Genomic DNA, 16,564 nt, shown 5'->3' with positions numbered 1-16,564 from the left:
CACCGATAGTCTAAATTTTGCAGATGGCTGTGCATGACGAATCTAGCTAGCCGACCTCTGATGTGTCGGTAGTATCTGTATGGCAAACGGGGTAGTAGGGCTTGCACTCGGCGCAAGCGCTCTCGGTCTCGTTCACGGACTTGCACCGGGTCACGGCTGGGCAATCGCCGCGAGTTACGCACTCGACAAGCCGAACAAGTGGTTTTACGGTGCCGCATCGAGTCTCATCCTCGGTGTCGGTCACCTGATCAGCAGCATCGCGATGGTGCTTGTCTACTTCTTTGCGCTCTCGTATTTCGATCTGACGCAGATCAGCTGGATGCACTACATAGCAGGCACGATGCTGATCGCGCTCGGAATCTGGCAGTATTTCAACGGCCACGAACACAGCGCCGAGGAACACGACCACGATCCCGACGAGGATATTCAGTACCAAGACGACCACAATCACGGCCGTTCTCACGACCACAGCCATGCACACACCACCGACGAAAGCACAGGCAAGTTCGCTCGGCTCCGTCAGGCGCTTCCGTTCGTAGGTGATCCCGACCATTCACACTCGCACAGCCCTCCCGAGGAGACGGATCGAGGGCTGTACGGAATGGCTGCGCTTGCATTCGCACTCGGATTTGCTCACAACGAGGAATTCGACATCATCGCGATTTGTACGGGGTCGACGTACTGCCTCGAACTCATGCTCCTCTACGCGACCTCCGTCATCATCTCACTCGTCGGGATCACGCTCGTACTCGTGGCCGGTTACGAGCGCTATGAAGACCGACTCGAACGCTATACCGAATATCTGCCGACGATCACGGCAGTGATCCTCGTCGGCATGGGGATTGGGTTCATCGCAGGCATGTTCTAACCCCGAATCAATCGAGCAGAATCGAAGAAAGAATATCACGGGTCTAAAGAAATCCGAACCCGAGATCATTAATCTGAACTTCGACAGTGGTTGTGCCTGACAAATCGATCTAGCCGATAGCTGCTGCTATGACACGCTCGACAGAAAGCAACAGCAACTATGGTCTGCGCTGCTCTCTGTGGCCGTTCACTCCTCGTCGACCAGTTCGCCATCCGGATGGAATTCCGCCCCGCATGCACGGCACCTGTAGACAGGTTGTGTTGACTGGATCTGTTCGATGTTCTCTGCGTCACAGGATGGACAGACCATGTCGGATGGGTCCTCGCCAACGGTAGTATCACTCATGTTTTTGCCTATCAGATGGATAGGGGGCAACCATTATCGGCTTTTTGGCTCCTCAGACACTCCGCGGCTTCCGCTGCTTTCGCTCAGTGTACACCGGCCGGCTCTCGATTACGCCAGACACCACTCTATATTCCGTCATTCTCTTCGCCAATCGTCGCCCTTTAGTGGTAGTTGCACCCTGAGCATTCTAACAGATCATTACATACTGCTACCTTGAACGGAACCGGTGAGCCGGGTGCTTTCGTGGCGCTCACACTCTATTTTGCGTCCGGCCCACTCATATCTACTTGGATCCGCTTTACTCAACATCTATTGACTTGAGGCGGCACACGACCGTCTGATCCACCGAATCTCCAGTGGTGATTATTGAGGAAATCGCGTCCAAGTGGAATCCCTCTCTCAGCGGGGACCGCCGGCGGTAATCGAGAGCGTCGAGTAGAGGACAGTCACTCGACGTTGACAGGGCCGCTGCTCGGGTCGAACGTTGCGTCACAATCGTGACACCGATAATCGAGGCCGTCGCCTGCCCCGATTTCGGTATCTATAGACCCACAGAAAGGACAGACCATTTCGTTGTCCTCATCCACGACGTCGCTCGGCGGGTCGCTCATCGGAACTTCTCCGCCTCGGCGTCTGCCGGCCACCGATTCAGTTTGAATTCCTCGGTGCAGTCTTGACACTGATAGACAGGTCCGTGTGGGCCAATTCGGACGAGATTCTCCGAGCCGCAGGTCGGACACGTGACTGTTCTCTCGTCTACGGGTGTGTTGGAGATGTCACTCATGATTCTCGGGGAGGGGTTATTCCAATGGCCTATCCTCTTTTGCGAATTCGTTGTTACAATCCCGACACTGGTATTGGAGTCCGCGTGCGGCGATTTGGACGGTGTTCAGTGACTCGCAGGTTGGACATGGAATGGCGTGTTCGTCCATGTAGGCCTCGGGGCTATCGCCGGTTGCGTCGGGTCTATCACTCATGGGTTTCACCGGCATTACTGTTCGTCGCGTGTGCGGGTAAATCTCATGGCCGTTACTCGAACGCCCACCCGCCACCCGTCCCGGTGAACTCAGCGTTACAGTCGAGACAGCGGTACTCGGTCTGCATGGTGCGTCGGAACGACATTCTCGGATGCACAGTCAGGACAGTCGGGAAGGGCCTCATTCGGCAGAGAACGGTCACTCGTAGGGATTCTCCCTCTCAGGTGCGCGAATCAAGGAGCCGCACAATCAAATGCCTTCACGCGAAACAACCGTCGAATTCCGACTCCATAGCTCAGAACCATGCCACGCTCGTCACGGTAGAGGTCAATCGTGCAGTCACGATTCACCAGCCCCCACCTAACATAAGCAGCTTACATGTGCAGCCTCAACGCCCGTGTTGTAGTATAGCAAACAGAGGGATGGCCTGTCGGCTCATAACATCGATGTCGGTGGCACCGACAGGCACGAAGCGTCGAATAGATCCAGAGACGAACCACCTCGCTACACCACCGGGAGCCATTCAACTACTGGCAGCGGTTCGGCGGGTCACCATCCCCGCTTGAACCGCTCGGTGACAGCTATTACTTAGACGCGGTTAACTCGATTCCTGCTGCTTGAGATAGATTGCGAACCCGATCATTGTCGGCGGCCACAAGCCGATGAACATCCCTCGCTGCTGGTTGTCTCGGACATAGTACTCGTACACAGTGCGAGCGCGACGGAACCGAGAGCACTAAACGCGAGATATGGTGCGCCCGAGTCTTCCGGCATCATCTCTGATTCGGACATGTATACACATGATGGATTGCTCTCCACTTATTCGTCCACCTTGCTATGACCAGCAATGAAATCTCTGAAGTTGACTAACGACGAATCCTATCGCAGTTGAGATCCCGAGCAGACAAACAGCAACGCGTGCCGGCCAGCATGCTTAATCAATTCGAGCACCTCTAGTAGTGTGTGACCCGCCACGAAGATCAACCCACCCCACATGAGAGTGATGAGATATTCATCTGCCTGAACTGTGGGTACGAAAGTCAAAACGAGACTGAGACATGTCCGGAATGTGGCGGCGAATTGGCAGCGAAACACTGACTGTCTGAACAACGCTTTTAGATCTGTGGGTTTCTGTACACTCCCTACACAGGCTCTGCAGCGTCCATGTGTGCCGTGCATTGTTCGATAGCAGTATCGAGTTCCACCCCGAGAGTATGTATCTCTTCTCGGATCCCGTGGCGTTCAAAGGGAGTTGTGGCTGCGTCATGGTGCTGAATCAGCTCATCGAGAGCGCAGAGGTGCTCGACAACTGTAGCGAGGTCAGAGCGATGAAAGACGTGTTCACACGGTTGCAGTGTGATCGTACTGCCCGTCTCCTCTATCGCATCAGGAGCCTTCTGGCAGTGGGGGCAGACGAACTCTACAACACTGAGACTGAACTGGTCCTCGGATGACGCCTGACCACTGAATGGGTCGGCCATGATCCTGAACTACTCACCCGATAGCCAGCTTTTTGCTGGGACACTTATATTTTCCATGCCGCCTCCGCACTGCCGGCAACTGTCGATACGAGCCTCGTCTCTAGTGCTATAAGCCCGGTACTCGCACTTCAGACACTCATAGAGACCTCTTCTACCCATATTTGACTGTGTACCTTGCTAATACTCTGACTTTGCCCGGCGAATGCAACCCCTCTATTAGTCTGGTTTGTTGAACACTACTGCGAGATCACCGGCGAGAAACATCAGCGAGAAATCCACACCTACTCTCAGCACTGAGAACACAGTCCACCTTCGAGATATGCTGTCAGCATTGAATCACCGCAGTTACGACATTCTTCGATCGTCTCGTCTACGTTCTCGGGTTTTGGTCTGGACATGCTTGCAATTCTGTACCTTACGGGTGTTTTTCCTCGTCGAGGGCGAACTCGGTTTTGACTAGTTGATGGTACGCACGCCGGAAGCGTTCGGAGAGTGCTTGATGAGAAATGCCAAGCTCGTCCGCGATATCGTTTGCTGTAGCATCTCGCGGGACGTTATAGTAGCCCTGATTGAATGCTACCACAAGTGCCTCACGCTGCTCGGTGGTCAGTTCCAAGCAGTCCGACCGCTCACTATTGACTGTTGAGATGCTCCGGCAATCAGCCCCACAGTCGAAATTTTCCATAACATCGTGTGCTCTGGCAATCCCCTCCCGGTCGGGAGCCAGCAGGTGGAGTCTCCACTCACCACCCCGTCCCTGCACAGTCACAATCGAAACATCCGCGGCAACGAGCTGCTGGATGAGCTGGCGCGGGTGTCCCGTCCACGTTACCCGATACCGCCAGCTATCGACACAACCGCCGAAATACTCAACCGTCGCGATGTCCGACTCCGACCGCAGCGCGGCGTCGACCTCACGCTCGTCCTCATCGGTTTGCACCACTAACAGTGCGTGATCATCGGGGTTGGCGACCGTAGCTTCACATTTCACGCAAGCGTCGGGAACACGCTCAAACAGGTCCGCAAGCGCGAAGCCCTTGGCTGGAAGTACGAACCGCGCAGTGCTTGCGTTGGTGCTCGCTGAAGGAGCCTGTGGCGTCGGCGTGCTCACCGGCTGAATGGATTCAGGCATTGGTACTGGTCTGGCGGGATGCTTGAGCCTCGCGAACCTTCGCCCCGTCACGAAGTTTGTCCTCACAGTTCGGGCAGACGCGCACTTTCCCCATCCCTGTCGGCGCGAATACTCGAACGTACTGTTCTGTGACGAACCCCCCACAGTTCCCACATTCGGACATTGCACTCCAGTACAAAATCGGCTATCGAATGAGAACTCGCGTTTCTCGTGTGCAGTATTTATGTCCACGAAAGGAGGAGGGGATCGCATAATCCCGTTCTAATGTACCCCATTTATGCCTGTTCGGGAGAAGAGTAAGACGAGTTAATCTTCGATCTCTTACTGTCCGCACACGGTCGCACCCAGTAGGGGCATCAGGTCCGAGTATCCCGCTCACTGGCGGCGATTACTGCTCACCGAAGTCGGTGAGAAGATTGGTGAAAACAGTTTGTTCAGCACGCTGAAGCCGTCGTGAGAACGCCTGTCGGCTAATATCCATCTTCTCGGCGAGTTCTGTCGCCGTGGTTTGTCGGGGAACCTCGAAATACCCCTGTTCGAGTGCGAGTTCGATGGCTTCGCGTTGTTTTTCAGTGACACCAACGAGCGCACGGTCGTGTCTGCCGCCACCAGCATCAGGATTGTGTATCATACGCCGCATATCAAGATTGATGCCGTGGTCGGAACAGGCGTGCTGGAATGCCGTGAATCCGGCTTGATCGAATGCGCGGAGACGGAAGGACCACTTCTCTCCGTGGTTGGTACTCGCCTCCTCAACGATGATGTCCAAATCGCAGAGCGCGTTGAGAAAGCCATCGACATCATCGGTCCAGTCGATACGATAGAGGGCAGCATCAACCCGGCCATCGAGATATACGAGATCAGCGACGGCAGGATGTTCGCGGACACTCTGTTCAAATGTCTCTCTATCACCGCCGCGTTCCTTCCAGAAGTAGGGAATGAATTGACCGCCAACAGGCACGAATTGGGTGAGTTCGATGCGGGTTTCGGTTCCCGCAAGCGCCTGCCCAAATTCTATGTCGCCGGTGTCAACACTGAAACTGGCAATGAGAGTCATTGTTTGACCTTGATCGTGGTTTTGTGGATCAACCCTGTCGCACACATGTTTCGGACTACTCTGTTAAATCTCTAGGGTATTTAACCATCTCAGCCCACAGAAATCCGTGTCGGGATTAGGTCGAAACCTCCGACGTTTCAAAATATCTTGTTGCAGCCCTGTATGTTCGCAAATTTCGATTGTTGGGCTAAAATTGAATACCATATATTCGACTCATCGAGGCGAGCAAGAATTGTCGATGTATAGAGGCCGTACTGTGCGTCCTGCGTGTCGTTCTTGCCCGTCGGTAATCGTAGCTGAAATCACTGAGGTGAGCAAACCTACGCTGACGAACACCTCGTTGAAGCTCTCGTGCTCGTGCTTGAACGCGGCTACTTCGAGGAACCCCACGAAATCTCCGGGACTGAATTCGGAGAAGAAATAGATATTAGCCGGTAGGCGTTCCTCCGCCGCCTTCAGTGCTTCCAACAAAGCGTTTTCACCAATCTGCCCGCCGACCCGAAACGTAGTAGCTCGTGTCGGCAGCCCACGATGTGGGGCGACTGTCTCAATGCTCATTGACGCAATCGAATACCCGGCCATTGGCAGGCACTACTGTTTATCCGCATGGAACCCGACACTGTAAGTAAGGGCCAGCCCAGAGAGATGCAGAACCAAGTTCCCGCTGCTCCGAAACCTCCACAGTAGCGGGGAATCGTACGACATAGGGTAGCTTCTTCCCACTTCACAGGGTCACCCGAACGGAGAACAATCATGAGTGAACTGGCCGCTGCAATCCACGATACGAAAGCCGGTACCGAAGACTGCACTACTGCCATGCGGGATGCGCTCCAGCAGCGCTTCGGATTCCCTATCGAACTCGGTAGACTCGCGTACATCCCACCGAACGATTCGGTTCGTGTCACCGTCTACCCGGAGCACAATAAGATCGAAACTGCACATCAGTTGAGTCGAAGCGACGACGACCTCCAACTCGCCGAGATTCAGGGAAGTCTTACTTTCGAATTCGAGTGATACCGACGAGAAAGATACGACTTGTCACCTCTCGCTGTCGTCTCGGTCAGACCCGACAAGAACCGCGTCTTCGACCAGCGTGTCGTATGCACGCCGTAGCCGCTCGGAGAGCGCTTGGTGCGAGATATCGAGTTCCTCAGCGAGTTCGTTCATATCGATTTCGCGTGGGACTTTGAAATATCCCAACTCACTCGCCACCCGCAGTGCCTCGTATTGGTTATCCGTCAGTCCGTATCGGCCGGCCGGTTCACCTTCCATCTCGCGGATCATCTCGATGTCGAAGGTGAGTCCCTCCTCCCGACAGAATTCGACGGTCTTCGAGACCGCCTCGCGTATCGGATACAGTACCCGCAGCGTCCACCAGCCGTCCTTGCCGTACGCATCCATGATCGTCGCCTCGGAGTTCGTCAGCATCTGAATCACGACTGCGACGTCTTCAGTCCACTCCATCCGGTAGAGTAATTCGTCGTCGAACTCCGCGAGTAACGAGAGATCGCGCACACTCGAATCGGTAGCGAACGCGTCCGTGATAGCTTCAGTGTCAGATCCGCGTATCCACACTAGCGGCATCACCACGCCTTCGGCGCTCTCGACTACTCGTTCGACCTCGTATTCGACGTTCTCAAGTGATGACGACGCATCGTACAGCGCGAACTCCTCGGCCGGAATCGTTCCCCGAACGATGGATGCCATGAGTATACAGGCGTTCATTATGCCAACGGATAACGCCGAGGGTCTCCCTTTTCCACCCATCCCATAGCGCTGTCTGTGCAGGGCAACGATCAGTCCGCGACCCAACGGACGATCCGGCGTATGCCGGTCCTATAGCAACTGTAGAGGGCTTGTTACCGACCAGTACGCGCGGTTTGAGACACCGACCGCGACAGCACCGCCACAGAATTCCTTCACAGACCGGGTGACGAACGCCAGACATCGTGCAGTCTCTCTTCGTTGTACGAACGCTTGCTTACCGGAGTCCCGACGTAATACGCTGGCGAGTTCAGGCAGCATGTTTAGCGAGAGGGGGATAAGAGATACGCTTGTAGCCATGACCGTTGGACAAATCGCACATGACGCTGTAACGACAACTGCGGACGAATCGGTGATCGACGCTGCCGAGACCATGGACACCGAGGGCATCGGCGCGCTAGTTGTTGAGGAAAGCAGCACAGTTAAGGGAGTCGTCACCGACCGCGAAATCGCGCTGGCGGTCGCAGAACACGAGGGCGACCTCTCGGGTGTCACTGTTGAAGATGTACTGACTGAGGGAACGCACACGCTCTCTGAAGACGATGAGAGCATTGAAGCAGCGAGAACAATGGCTGAGGAGGGAGTCCGACGGGTTCCCGTTGTCGATGAGTCGGACTCACTGGTCGGACTCGTTTCGCTCGATGATGTGGTTGCCCTGACCGGCGAACAATTGGGCGACGCAGCCACCGTCATCGAAAAGCAATCACCCGGCTACGAACCGTAGTATTAGCCGAAGCGGAATCGATTTCCAGTGATAACCGGCACGATACGACGACAGCGGTACCCACACAGCGAACCGAATGGTAGGTAATTCAATCATGGCCGAAACATCCGAGATCAACGCTGTTGAAACAGAAGATGACTACATTCACGTCCAATTTAGAGACCCAGATCAATTCGATGAGATTCGAACGCCGGACTGGGCAGAGAACGCAGCCCAATCGGTCTCAGAAGGATCTAAAGTCCGCACGGGGAAATTGGAAGACAGCGACGATTGGCTAGTTGAGACCGTTCTGCTTGCGAAAAGCGTCGGTGAGGACAAAGCCAAAGAGCAGGCGGCAGAGATCGTTGAAAAGATTGAATCTGAATCGTGAGCGTCGCCAGTAGCATCGCTACTAAGCCTCTTCATGGCTTTTGACACCGAGCTGAGCGAACGACACTGTGATCGGGCTTTCGATCTTCAGCTGAACCACTACACGGAGAGAGTATTACTGGAGCGTAGCCTCGGATCTTGCTCTGAGCGCTTATGACTTGAACTGTGCTGGAATGAAATTGCCGATCGACAGTATGCTTATGCATCATTCGCCACAACGGTTTGCCATGGACCACGATACTTTCATTGGCAAAGTACAGAACCGTGCGGAATTGCCCTCACGGGGTGCGGCACTCGGTGCGAGCCGAGCGACGCTTCAAACGCTCGGCGACCGGATTCAAGAAGGAGAAGCAACGAACCTTGCGGCCCAACTCTCCGATGAACTCGGGCGCTTCCTTGAAGAACACGCCAAGACGACTGAATCGTTCAGCTTCGACGAGTTCATCGAGCGCGTCGCCGACCGTGACGAGAACTTCGGAGAAAGCGACGATGGCAATGACCTCTCGGCGGCAACGTTTCATGCCCGAGTTGTGGTTGACGTGCTTGAAGACGCGGTCAGTGGGGGACAGCTGGATGATCTTCGCAATCAACTGCCCGATGAATACGGCCAGTTATTTGAGCTAGCGGATGCGGAAGAACATCCTGGCCAAGAATAGTGCTACTAAGCGGCGATACTAACTCGGTTCTGTCCGAGGTCACGCATCCATAGGCTTCGTCCGACCGCTCTACGTGGATGTTGCTGCAGCTACTACATTCAATCTGACTTGTCTGAAGAGAGGCAATTCCTCATGTACAGTGTGGTTGGAATCGACTGATGATCCAAGTTTCACATGGTACTATTCACAATGAATTAACCTAGCCGAGTTCAGGTATCATCGTATTTCTCACTGAGAGACTCATTCTCTGTTTCGTCGACTTCGTCGGTCTTGTAGTCACCGCCTTTCATATTGATATCGTCTTCTTTCGCTTCGCTTTCGACGTCTTCGGGCGCATGGCCGCTCATGTCAACAGTGTCCCGTTCCTCAATAGGTTCCGTTGTGTTGTCCATTTCTTCCCTATCTGCAGCATTATCGGCAAGAGCATCTTCGACGGTAGCAACCCGTTCGGCGGCATCTCGGTCACGATTTCGTTCGTGATCGATTTCGATTTTTGTAGTCACTCTGTCTGCTTCGATAGCTTGGTGGGCGGCCTGCACAGCAGCGAAAAACTCGCTAATATCAGTCGCTTCGATGATCGTCCCTAATGGATTGACTTCATACTCTACATCGTAGTTATCGAGTGTTCTGATGGCTGTAGCGATCTCTTCAGTTGAACCCTCGTCCTGGACAGGCATGGTACTGAGGGTTGCAACGATTGACATAACTGAACATTAACGGCGCAACAGTCTTAATCGTTGACTTTGCACTCATAAGCACTCTCAATGTGAGCCGAGTTATTACGCAACATACCACGAGAATTCAATAGAAAGTTGCTGTCGGAATCACGCAAGCCGAACTACTATCCGAAAACACCACTTCAGCGGCATTGATGCGCACGGACTTTACTCAAGAGGACGAGGGAAAACCAGTTCATGATGATGTGTACGAACACATTGGAAAGATTGTAAAAGTGGAAGATGGCACTGGATACGTAGATTTAGATCCCAGCGTTGGCGAAGAGGTCAAATCTGCGCTCGGCTTCAGTAACTCCAGAGAGGATGTGTATCCTATTCATGACGAAATGGTGCAGTCAACAGCCGGAGAAGTAGTCCGACTGCGTGGCGACCTCTAATGTGTTGTTCCAATAGAAAGCAGTCAGACACTCAACTTAGTCCGCAGCTTTGACCAGGGGGTTGATTATCAAGTATTCCTCTTATAGGACATGTAGAGAACACTATCTATGTTGGCTTAGGAGCGAACGGAATCCTCAGATGTCGGTCTGAGGCGTGCTGTTACGTTAGATTCTGGAGTTGCTTCTGGCTTCCCGGTAGACTGAAATTGAACGTGGACGGTTACGTTCCGGCTAGTCGCGTCCGCGATTCGGTTGGTTAGTCGATCCGGCAACTCAGGATAGGAACCATTCGGCGGTTGTGTAACAGTTACCGTGACGTTTGGCGATCCATGGAGCCAGAGCGGTCCACCGTACTGATAGCGAAGCGAGACGAGACTGAGATTCGTATATGCTGGTTCATTGAGTGTGTCTGCGGTCTCCTGAGCGACAGTCCGTTGGAACGTCGTCTGTTCGACAACCGTGTAACCGGCGACAGCAGCCCCGAGAACGATTATTGCGACAGTTACTGCGGCCGCTCGCGAGAGATCACGATCAGTCAACAGCGCTGCATTGAGGCCCCGCGAGCGATACAGTACGTGAAGGGTCGCGTACATTCCGATATCAACCGCTGCCATGGTTCCGATCAGGAGGCCCGCACTTCCTATCGCAACGCGCGGTGCACCGTAGGCAGCCCCAATACCGGCAGCAGCGGCAGCAGGCACAAGCGCGGCAGCAATCAATACCCCGATGAGGGATTTCGTTCCTTTCGTGGTCAGCCCTACTGCAGCAGCGATGCCAGCAGCGAACCCGACAAGCACCGACAGAGGAGTCGGTGCCATGCGGAGACCGATCAACTCGATTGAACTGATGGCAACTGGTGCGGGGACCAATCCACTGATTTGGAGACCCAGAGCCGTCACGAACGCACCGACGATGGCTGCAACGACCCCGAGGGCCTGCATGCGAATACTGTCGGCAAACATCACGCGGTCGCCAGCAATCGCGCCTACTGCAGCAGTGAGTACCGGCCCGACCAGCGGCGCGATTACCATTGACCCGACTACAATTGCTGGCGAATCAACCAACAAACCGATTGCGGCAATCGCGGCGCTCAGAAAGACCATCACGCCAAACGATCCGGGGTCCGAACCGAAATCACGAGCTTTCGACCGTAACTCGGGCAGTCGGAGCGGGTCGTAGTCGTTTGCATAGCGATCCTGTAGCTCCTCCATATGCGGGGTCGCCGTATTGATGGCGTTGAGCACGACGATATAATCGTCATCGAGACCCGCTTCTCGGGTCGCATCGAGCACTTCACCGAGAGCATCTGTCGGGACCGGAGCTTCGACAATCGATTCGTCGTCTTCAGTTGGAACAGTAACGAAATCGATGTCTCGCTCGTTGAGCGCGTCGAAGACTGCTTCTCGGTTTTCTTCTGCAACGCGCAATCGGATAGTGTTCATGTGAACTCAGTAGGCTGAGTTGTCATCGATGACTTTCGGGTCAGAAATATCGGCTGTATCGGTGGCAGCACTGAGGAATTCGGTTTCGTGCATAATTGCGCTATTGGTACTGCCATCTTGGATAAGTCATTAGTATCGCCGTTTGATTCAGTATTCGGCTTTAAACAGCAGGCTACCAATCACTGGGTAGCATAAAGGTTTCACTAAACCAATAGTATTCGGCAGGTTGCTCGCTCTATTTGTAATCTATAGATACGAATCGTCGTAGGCTTCATCCGAGCGCTCTGCACGGACATTGCTGCAGTCGATACTTCGATCCGACCCACATTGTCCATCGCTGTATCCAATGACCCACAGTTAGCGCAGTAGTAGCCGAACTGATCGGTATGATCTTCGTCAATGTAGGCGACGAAAAATGATCCTTCAGTGCCTGAATCCTCCTCAATAAGGCTGATATACGCCTGCTTGCTATCATCGGCTGTTGCAGTCGTAACACCGTTTGTCGTTTCCGTATTCGGAAGGTTGGTATCAGAGTTGCCCTCCGAATCGGACTCGCTCGCTGTTTCGGTTTCCGTCAGATGCTCAGCGTAGACATGCTCTACGATCGGTTCGCCCGCGAACTCTACTTGTCGGTCGTCAGTATACTTGAACCCGAACTGCTCGAAAAACTGGGGGCCCTCCCTGTTGGCTTCAAGCGTGGTTGCTGTGATGCGTTCGGCACCCTGTTTGCGAAGTCTCCCAACTGCAGTTTCGAATAGCTCGGTACCAATTCCCCCTCCACGATGCTCCGGGTCCACGAACAACCATCGAACTTCGCCGCTACCTCCATCCACGTCGAATTCTCCCTCAAAGATGCCCCCAACCGTGGTTTTTGTCCCGTTGACGGTGCTTTCCGCGACAAGTGTGACTGAATCCGATGCTTCGAATGTTTCTGCAAGCCGTTCCACGTCGAAATCGACTTTGAGGAGTGCTTCGATCTGTTGAGGGCTGAGCGCGTACGAGGCGGTCAGCGTGCTCTCGATAAGCTCGCGTATCCGTTCGACATCAGCGGTTTCCGGTTCACGTAGTTCCAGCAGACTTTTCGTCATCGATTGCAGTAAAAGGCAGAGAACCATTACAATCCGCGAATTTTTCTACACCTTCAACTTACAAAACGGTCTGAGGTGGATCTATGATGTCCCAAACCCGTCCGCAGCAGCATCGAGATGGTCAAGCGCGTTCTCAATGTGAGAGACGATTGCTTGAACGTCGGTTTCCGCGCTGAGACCAGCGAGTTTCTCTTCGAGTTCGGCCACACGGTCAGGGTCCGCCTCTGCCTCGGTTATCTTGTCACCCTCGGCGAGTTCCATCAGTCCTTCGTCGATGGAGTTGATATGGCGCTGTACTTCGCCGTCCGCCGCATCGCTAGCACGCTGGAGTTCCTCGCGCGCTGCATCTACGTCGATTACCATTGAATTCTCACACGGGTGGAAACCGGATAGCTATGATGGCCCCGAATAGTAACTCTCGATGACTGGTAGAGTCAAGCGAGTAATGTTAAACCCTGGCACCCGAACGAGCAGGTATGTCAGACAATGAGATGCCGACCGGATGGCAAAAAGCCGATCAACCAGACGACGAGCTGACGCGATATAACCCCCAGCCTGTCACAGAGTATGAACACACAGAGACGAACATCGCTATACAACTCATACCATCCGATCAGCAGACCGGGAGCACAAGCGGGGAGAGCTACCGCATCAATTTGCGTTCCGACCCGGAAGATACCGCTGGTGATATCGAGCTGCTCACGAATGCCGCCGATCATGAGGCGGCGCTTGGCGTCGCTCGCAAGTTCATGAATACGTACAACGATCAGTGCGTTGAAGGAGACACACGCCTCGATACCATCGTGCAGGAGTTCTCCAAATCCGACTAACCATAGGCACTCACGTAAAGACCCGCTATCGCTGCTCTTCCCGTATGAGTTTAGATATCGTCAACGAGTTCGCCGATGCGTTCGACTGGGAGTGTTCGCATCGTTTCCGTATCGAGACCATGCCGTTCGATAGTCTGTGAAACTTGAAAGGCAACCTCGCCACTCTCAACCTCAAAGGCGAGGTGGAAATCATAGCCGCCGAGAACCGCATATGTTTGCAAGATTTCGCCACCGAGACGCTCGATGTCTTCTCGAATCGTGCCCCAAATCGCTACCAGTTCTTGGGAATTCTGAAATTCGTCTTCATTCACGTTGATTTGGGCGATATAGGTCGGCATACACAGTATTTGGGGCTGTAATCAGAAAAGTTCCGTCCTAAGCTGGTCATTGCTATTACTCGTTGACAATACTCACTCCTCGGCAAACTGTTCAGTCATCTGATTTCGTAGGAAATTCATTCCAAATATTTCTCAGTTTGCTGGATGCGGTTCAGAGAGCGACGAATCCGAGGATGAGATCTCGCCCGATGTGGTCGTCTAATTTGCCCTGGCGAATCACTGCCAAAGGTAGAAACGTCTGTGGAATGCAACGAAATTGTTGTATTCTCTGATACAGACGATGATGAGTTAGAGTTAGACAGGTTCGACAGAGAGTGCGACCGATGTTTCGTTTTTGATGTTGTCGGAGACTGGACAGCGCGTTTCGACGCGCTCGGCCCACGTCTCAATGGTATCCGCATCTGCATCCGCATCGACTTCCATCGTCACCTTAATATCCTGCAACCCAGTACGACCGTCTTCCTCACCCGCGAATGCCGCCTCGTTGAACTCGCCTTCGATAGCGAGCTCAATGTCGTTAATCTCGATATCCATCTCGCTGGCGATTTGCTGGCCGGTCACATTGAGACATCCCGCTTGTGCCGCCAGCAGATATTCGAGAGGATTGGGGCCTTCGTTCGAACCACCCATCCCTTCGGGTTCGTCGACTGTCAGTTCGAAATCACGAACCGCAACAATCGTTTTCGTTGGACTCTCTCGGCGCGCTTCGACGTCAATGTTCATGGTGCTCTCGGATTGGCTCATGCCACCACTGGTAATAGCTCACATCGTAAATATCTCAGAGTGGCATATTCAAGCAGAACCTAGTCCTCATCAATAGAAAGCGGTTCATCTGTAGAGTGAAACACTCTCTCGCACGAACGGTCGTTTCGGAGTTAACCTTCAGTATCTGGGACCAGAGACAGCCGAAAGACATCGGCGGATTGGTTTCAAACGCGACGAAACGGCGACGAGAATCGCGATAAGGTTTCTCAGTCACCACCGTGTGGAATCACTTCGGTCGGACGTATCTTGAGGAGCACTCGTGCGGTTTGGATTTCTGGTTGGTACTCATCGAAATCGGTGTACCGTCTTGCAAGTTCATCAATGTGAGCACGGGCACCGTCCTCGGTTATCTCGTCAACCTGCCCGTGGACAGTTAATGCTCAGTACCTGTCGTCAGGATCGGTCATACCCACACCAACGTTTGGATTCTGCTGAATGTGCTGTTCCTTACGCCGACCACGCTCGGTATTCACCAGTATGCGGTCGGCATCAGCGTCATAATCGATCCAGACCGGCGTCACGTGTGGGATGCCACCGGACGTGAGCGTCGCCACATACGCAATCGTTGGCTTTTCGAACAGGTTGCGGAACTCGGTAGGAATCGATCCCATGGGATGCTCGTTCATTTTGTAACCACTTGATGTTACTCCCCCCTCCCCGATTCTACTGGGTTCAAACAACTACCGCTCTTGCCAACTGATGTGTGATGGGGTATATGAATTTGCTAACACGAAGTTGGTGTCGAACTGGTTTTTTGCAGACGTAGGCCATGTTGTACATGCTATTAGCGTGTCATAGAACTCTTCACACGCCTCAGTAACAGTCCGAAAACCGATGTTTGAGAAGCAGCTAGTATTGCTGCCATTCAGAGCCAGCAGTAGCAGGCCTCTCAGCCGACTCCTGAAGCCCATGCCAACCGTTCTATGACATCCTGTGCTATGCCTGCTGCGCGTGCAAATCGGCAGTCCTGCTTGCTTTACTCTATAGGAACTAAACGGTTTGTAGTGCAATACTGGTCTGAAGATTAGTCAGACAGTAGGCGTTCATTGAGTGGGGTTTGATCAACTCCTTTCACGATATTGCTGGTACAAGACAACGAGTGTACCGATGAGGACTAGTTGCACGATTTTGTCAAAAGTACCAATAACAGAGAAGATGTCTGGCCAATTGAGGACAATGTATGCAACAACCTGAATTCCAGTAAAAACGACACCGCCCAAATACAACAGCGTCCGGCTGACGCCAAGCCAGAAAAGGACAATTGCACCGAAAAATCCGACTCCAGCCAGAAGAAACCAGATCGCTATTGGTTCTCCCCAATCCTCAACGCCCTCATAGAGGTGGATAACTCCCGTAATAACGACCAGTGCGATGGCAACGTAGTCGAGGGTTCTCATTGAAGGCCTACTGAATCGTGAGTCCGCTCTTGTCGCCATGGTTTAGTCTATCTTTCTAAGAATCAATAAATATTCCTCTCAGTGGGATGTGCTAAACCACTATAAGTCGATGTATCTCACCGTTTATTGAGTGTCTGATATTGTTCTCCCTTCAGCCATACGCGGGCGAGAGGACGCTTCTCCCATACCAATAGGACAAAATCGACTGCTTGGAGTG

General features: G+C 53.3%; 24 protein-coding genes and 1 pseudogene. 9 read left to right on the top strand and 16 right to left on the bottom strand.

What is annotated here, in order from left to right:
• Positions 1-79 precede the first annotated feature (79 nt).
• Positions 80-868 carry a sulfite exporter TauE/SafE family protein gene (locus ACP97_RS18340; protein WP_049999295.1) on the top strand — a complete coding sequence of 263 codons (789 nt, stop codon included), beginning with the start codon at positions 80-82 and terminating at the stop codon, positions 866-868.
• Positions 869-1,054: 186 nt separating this feature from the next.
• Here the strand turns inward: ACP97_RS18340 and ACP97_RS20140 are convergent, their stop codons facing one another.
• From ACP97_RS20140 to ACP97_RS20130, 3 genes are all read right to left on the bottom strand, one after another.
• On the bottom strand, positions 1,055-1,213 hold the full coding sequence (locus tag ACP97_RS20140; protein WP_154020074.1) for a hypothetical protein: 159 nt from the start codon (positions 1,211-1,213) through the stop codon (positions 1,055-1,057).
• 446 nt (positions 1,214-1,659) lie between these two features.
• Positions 1,660-1,824, bottom strand: coding sequence for a hypothetical protein (locus tag ACP97_RS20135; protein WP_154020073.1), 165 nt, complete (start codon positions 1,822-1,824; stop codon positions 1,660-1,662).
• Positions 1,825-2,013: 189 nt separating this feature from the next.
• Positions 2,014-2,190 (bottom strand): hypothetical protein, encoded by a 177-nt coding sequence (locus ACP97_RS20130; RefSeq protein ID WP_154020072.1) that lies wholly within the window; start codon positions 2,188-2,190, stop codon positions 2,014-2,016.
• 1,265 nt (positions 2,191-3,455) lie between these two features.
• Here ACP97_RS20130 and ACP97_RS18330 point away from each other — a divergent pair.
• Positions 3,456-3,644 carry a hypothetical protein gene (locus ACP97_RS18330; protein WP_154020071.1) on the top strand — a complete coding sequence of 63 codons (189 nt, stop codon included), beginning with the start codon at positions 3,456-3,458 and terminating at the stop codon, positions 3,642-3,644.
• Between the two features lie 36 nt (positions 3,645-3,680).
• Here ACP97_RS18330 and ACP97_RS21465 read toward each other — a convergent pair whose 3' ends face one another.
• The 4 genes from ACP97_RS21465 to ACP97_RS18320 all read right to left on the bottom strand — a co-directional run bounded on the left by ACP97_RS21465 (position 3,681) and on the right by ACP97_RS18320 (position 5,860).
• Positions 3,681-3,830, bottom strand: a complete 150-nt coding sequence (locus ACP97_RS21465; RefSeq protein ID WP_449404927.1) for a DUF7129 domain-containing putative zinc-binding protein — start codon at positions 3,828-3,830, stop codon at positions 3,681-3,683.
• A gap of 256 nt (positions 3,831-4,086) precedes the next feature.
• On the bottom strand, positions 4,087-4,803 hold the full coding sequence (locus ACP97_RS18325; RefSeq protein WP_049999293.1) for a helix-turn-helix domain-containing protein: 717 nt from the start codon (positions 4,801-4,803) through the stop codon (positions 4,087-4,089).
• Positions 4,796-4,966: a DUF7563 family protein gene (locus ACP97_RS21460; protein ID WP_449404926.1), complete on the bottom strand. Its 171-nt coding sequence runs from the start codon at positions 4,964-4,966 to the stop codon at positions 4,796-4,798. Before ACP97_RS21460 ends, ACP97_RS18325 begins: the two co-directional genes overlap by 8 nt.
• 225 nt (positions 4,967-5,191) lie before the next feature.
• Positions 5,192-5,860, bottom strand: a complete 669-nt coding sequence (locus tag ACP97_RS18320) for a helix-turn-helix domain-containing protein (protein ID WP_049999292.1) — start codon at positions 5,858-5,860, stop codon at positions 5,192-5,194.
• A 351-nt stretch (positions 5,861-6,211) separates the two neighbouring features.
• Here ACP97_RS18320 and ACP97_RS21330 point away from each other — a divergent pair, with 351 nt between their 5' ends.
• Together ACP97_RS21330 and ACP97_RS18310 are read left to right on the top strand one after the other, a co-directional pair.
• Entirely contained in the window at positions 6,212-6,298 is an 87-nt protein-coding gene (locus ACP97_RS21330) for a helix-turn-helix domain-containing protein (RefSeq protein WP_154020077.1), read from the top strand.
• Between the two features lie 315 nt (positions 6,299-6,613).
• Entirely contained in the window at positions 6,614-6,874 is a 261-nt protein-coding gene (locus ACP97_RS18310) for a hypothetical protein (protein ID WP_049999290.1), read from the top strand.
• Between the two features lie 24 nt (positions 6,875-6,898).
• On the opposite strand, the gene ACP97_RS18305 is transcribed toward ACP97_RS18310, so the two are convergent.
• Entirely contained in the window at positions 6,899-7,567 is a 669-nt protein-coding gene (locus ACP97_RS18305; protein WP_049999289.1) for a helix-turn-helix domain-containing protein, read from the bottom strand.
• Between the two features lie 316 nt (positions 7,568-7,883).
• Here ACP97_RS18305 and ACP97_RS18300 point away from each other — a divergent pair, with 316 nt between their 5' ends.
• The 3 genes from ACP97_RS18300 to ACP97_RS18290 all read left to right on the top strand — a co-directional run bounded on the left by ACP97_RS18300 (position 7,884) and on the right by ACP97_RS18290 (position 9,373).
• The gene (locus tag ACP97_RS18300; RefSeq protein WP_202593662.1) at positions 7,884-8,348 is read left to right on the top strand and encodes a CBS domain-containing protein; all 465 of its coding nucleotides are present in this window, start codon (positions 7,884-7,886) and stop codon (positions 8,346-8,348) included.
• A 94-nt stretch (positions 8,349-8,442) separates the two neighbouring features.
• Positions 8,443-8,718 (top strand): hypothetical protein, encoded by a 276-nt coding sequence (locus tag ACP97_RS18295; protein WP_049999287.1) that lies wholly within the window; start codon positions 8,443-8,445, stop codon positions 8,716-8,718.
• Positions 8,719-8,896: 178 nt separating this feature from the next.
• Positions 8,897-9,373 carry a DUF2267 domain-containing protein gene (locus ACP97_RS18290; RefSeq protein ID WP_202593661.1) on the top strand — a complete coding sequence of 159 codons (477 nt, stop codon included), beginning with the start codon at positions 8,897-8,899 and terminating at the stop codon, positions 9,371-9,373.
• A 209-nt stretch (positions 9,374-9,582) separates the two neighbouring features.
• Here the strand turns inward: ACP97_RS18290 and ACP97_RS18285 are convergent, their stop codons facing one another.
• Complete coding sequence (locus ACP97_RS18285; protein WP_049999285.1) at positions 9,583-10,077, bottom strand: thiamine-binding protein; 495 nt, start codon at positions 10,075-10,077, stop codon at positions 9,583-9,585.
• Between the two features lie 167 nt (positions 10,078-10,244).
• On the opposite strand from ACP97_RS18285, the gene ACP97_RS20120 reads away from it, so the two are divergent.
• Positions 10,245-10,487, top strand: coding sequence for a PRC-barrel domain containing protein (locus ACP97_RS20120; protein WP_154020070.1), 243 nt, complete (start codon positions 10,245-10,247; stop codon positions 10,485-10,487).
• A gap of 116 nt (positions 10,488-10,603) precedes the next feature.
• Here the strand turns inward: ACP97_RS20120 and ACP97_RS18280 are convergent, their stop codons facing one another.
• The 3 genes from ACP97_RS18280 to ACP97_RS18270 all read right to left on the bottom strand — a co-directional run bounded on the left by ACP97_RS18280 (position 10,604) and on the right by ACP97_RS18270 (position 13,380).
• Positions 10,604-11,929: a DUF389 domain-containing protein gene (locus tag ACP97_RS18280; RefSeq protein WP_079977718.1), complete on the bottom strand. Its 1,326-nt coding sequence runs from the start codon at positions 11,927-11,929 to the stop codon at positions 10,604-10,606.
• A gap of 203 nt (positions 11,930-12,132) precedes the next feature.
• Positions 12,133-13,017, bottom strand: coding sequence for a GNAT family N-acetyltransferase (locus ACP97_RS18275; RefSeq protein WP_161782645.1), 885 nt, complete (start codon positions 13,015-13,017; stop codon positions 12,133-12,135).
• Between the two features lie 81 nt (positions 13,018-13,098).
• Positions 13,099-13,380 (bottom strand): DUF7553 family protein, encoded by a 282-nt coding sequence (locus ACP97_RS18270; RefSeq protein WP_049999283.1) that lies wholly within the window; start codon positions 13,378-13,380, stop codon positions 13,099-13,101.
• Positions 13,381-13,493: 113 nt separating this feature from the next.
• Here ACP97_RS18270 and ACP97_RS18265 point away from each other — a divergent pair, with 113 nt between their 5' ends.
• Entirely contained in the window at positions 13,494-13,847 is a 354-nt protein-coding gene (locus ACP97_RS18265) for a hypothetical protein (RefSeq protein WP_049999282.1), read from the top strand.
• Positions 13,848-13,897: 50 nt separating this feature from the next.
• Here ACP97_RS18265 and ACP97_RS18260 read toward each other — a convergent pair whose 3' ends face one another.
• The 4 genes and pseudogenes from ACP97_RS18260 to ACP97_RS18245 form a co-directional block, all read right to left on the bottom strand.
• Positions 13,898-14,185, bottom strand: a complete 288-nt coding sequence (locus ACP97_RS18260; protein ID WP_049999281.1) for a GYD domain-containing protein — start codon at positions 14,183-14,185, stop codon at positions 13,898-13,900.
• Positions 14,186-14,479: 294 nt separating this feature from the next.
• Positions 14,480-14,929 carry an OsmC family protein gene (locus ACP97_RS18255; RefSeq protein ID WP_049999280.1) on the bottom strand — a complete coding sequence of 150 codons (450 nt, stop codon included), beginning with the start codon at positions 14,927-14,929 and terminating at the stop codon, positions 14,480-14,482.
• Between the two features lie 227 nt (positions 14,930-15,156).
• Positions 15,157-15,561 (bottom strand): annotated as a pseudogene (locus ACP97_RS21325) (pyridoxamine 5'-phosphate oxidase family protein).
• A gap of 450 nt (positions 15,562-16,011) precedes the next feature.
• On the bottom strand, positions 16,012-16,386 hold the full coding sequence (locus ACP97_RS18245; protein WP_049999279.1) for a DUF7475 family protein: 375 nt from the start codon (positions 16,384-16,386) through the stop codon (positions 16,012-16,014).
• Between the last annotated feature and the right edge of the window lie 178 nt (positions 16,387-16,564).

Origin of the sequence: Halococcus sediminicola (assembly GCF_000755245.1) — an archaeon.
Lineage (GTDB): Archaea > Halobacteriota > Halobacteria > Halobacteriales > Halococcaceae > Halococcus > Halococcus sediminicola.
This window is presented reverse-complemented; position numbering and strand designations above follow the sequence as displayed.

Coding starts and splice junctions, on each gene's coding strand:
- ACP97_RS18340 (WP_049999295.1), top strand. CDS start 80: ATGGCAAACGGGGTAGTAGGGCTTGCACTCGGCGCAAGCGCTCTCGGT.
- ACP97_RS20140 (WP_154020074.1), bottom strand. CDS start 1,213: ATGAGTGATACTACCGTTGGCGAGGACCCATCCGACATGGTCTGTCCA.
- ACP97_RS20135 (WP_154020073.1), bottom strand. CDS start 1,824: ATGAGCGACCCGCCGAGCGACGTCGTGGATGAGGACAACGAAATGGTC.
- ACP97_RS20130 (WP_154020072.1), bottom strand. CDS start 2,190: ATGAGTGATAGACCCGACGCAACCGGCGATAGCCCCGAGGCCTACATG.
- ACP97_RS18330 (WP_154020071.1), top strand. CDS start 3,456: ATGGTGCTGAATCAGCTCATCGAGAGCGCAGAGGTGCTCGACAACTGT.
- ACP97_RS21465 (WP_449404927.1), bottom strand. CDS start 3,830: ATGGGTAGAAGAGGTCTCTATGAGTGTCTGAAGTGCGAGTACCGGGCT.
- ACP97_RS18325 (WP_049999293.1), bottom strand. CDS start 4,803: ATGCCTGAATCCATTCAGCCGGTGAGCACGCCGACGCCACAGGCTCCT.
- ACP97_RS21460 (WP_449404926.1), bottom strand. CDS start 4,966: ATGTCCGAATGTGGGAACTGTGGGGGGTTCGTCACAGAACAGTACGTT.
- ACP97_RS18320 (WP_049999292.1), bottom strand. CDS start 5,860: ATGACTCTCATTGCCAGTTTCAGTGTTGACACCGGCGACATAGAATTT.
- ACP97_RS18310 (WP_049999290.1), top strand. CDS start 6,614: ATGAGTGAACTGGCCGCTGCAATCCACGATACGAAAGCCGGTACCGAA.
- ACP97_RS18305 (WP_049999289.1), bottom strand. CDS start 7,567: ATGGCATCCATCGTTCGGGGAACGATTCCGGCCGAGGAGTTCGCGCTG.
- ACP97_RS18300 (WP_202593662.1), top strand. CDS start 7,884: ATGTTTAGCGAGAGGGGGATAAGAGATACGCTTGTAGCCATGACCGTT.
- ACP97_RS18295 (WP_049999287.1), top strand. CDS start 8,443: ATGGCCGAAACATCCGAGATCAACGCTGTTGAAACAGAAGATGACTAC.
- ACP97_RS18285 (WP_049999285.1), bottom strand. CDS start 10,077: ATGTCAATCGTTGCAACCCTCAGTACCATGCCTGTCCAGGACGAGGGT.
- ACP97_RS20120 (WP_154020070.1), top strand. CDS start 10,245: ATGCGCACGGACTTTACTCAAGAGGACGAGGGAAAACCAGTTCATGAT.
- ACP97_RS18280 (WP_079977718.1), bottom strand. CDS start 11,929: ATGAACACTATCCGATTGCGCGTTGCAGAAGAAAACCGAGAAGCAGTC.
- ACP97_RS18275 (WP_161782645.1), bottom strand. CDS start 13,017: ATGACGAAAAGTCTGCTGGAACTACGTGAACCGGAAACCGCTGATGTC.
- ACP97_RS18270 (WP_049999283.1), bottom strand. CDS start 13,380: ATGGTAATCGACGTAGATGCAGCGCGCGAGGAACTCCAGCGTGCTAGC.
- ACP97_RS18265 (WP_049999282.1), top strand. CDS start 13,494: ATGTCAGACAATGAGATGCCGACCGGATGGCAAAAAGCCGATCAACCA.
- ACP97_RS18260 (WP_049999281.1), bottom strand. CDS start 14,185: ATGCCGACCTATATCGCCCAAATCAACGTGAATGAAGACGAATTTCAG.
- ACP97_RS18255 (WP_049999280.1), bottom strand. CDS start 14,929: ATGAGCCAATCCGAGAGCACCATGAACATTGACGTCGAAGCGCGCCGA.
- ACP97_RS18245 (WP_049999279.1), bottom strand. CDS start 16,386: ATGGCGACAAGAGCGGACTCACGATTCAGTAGGCCTTCAATGAGAACC.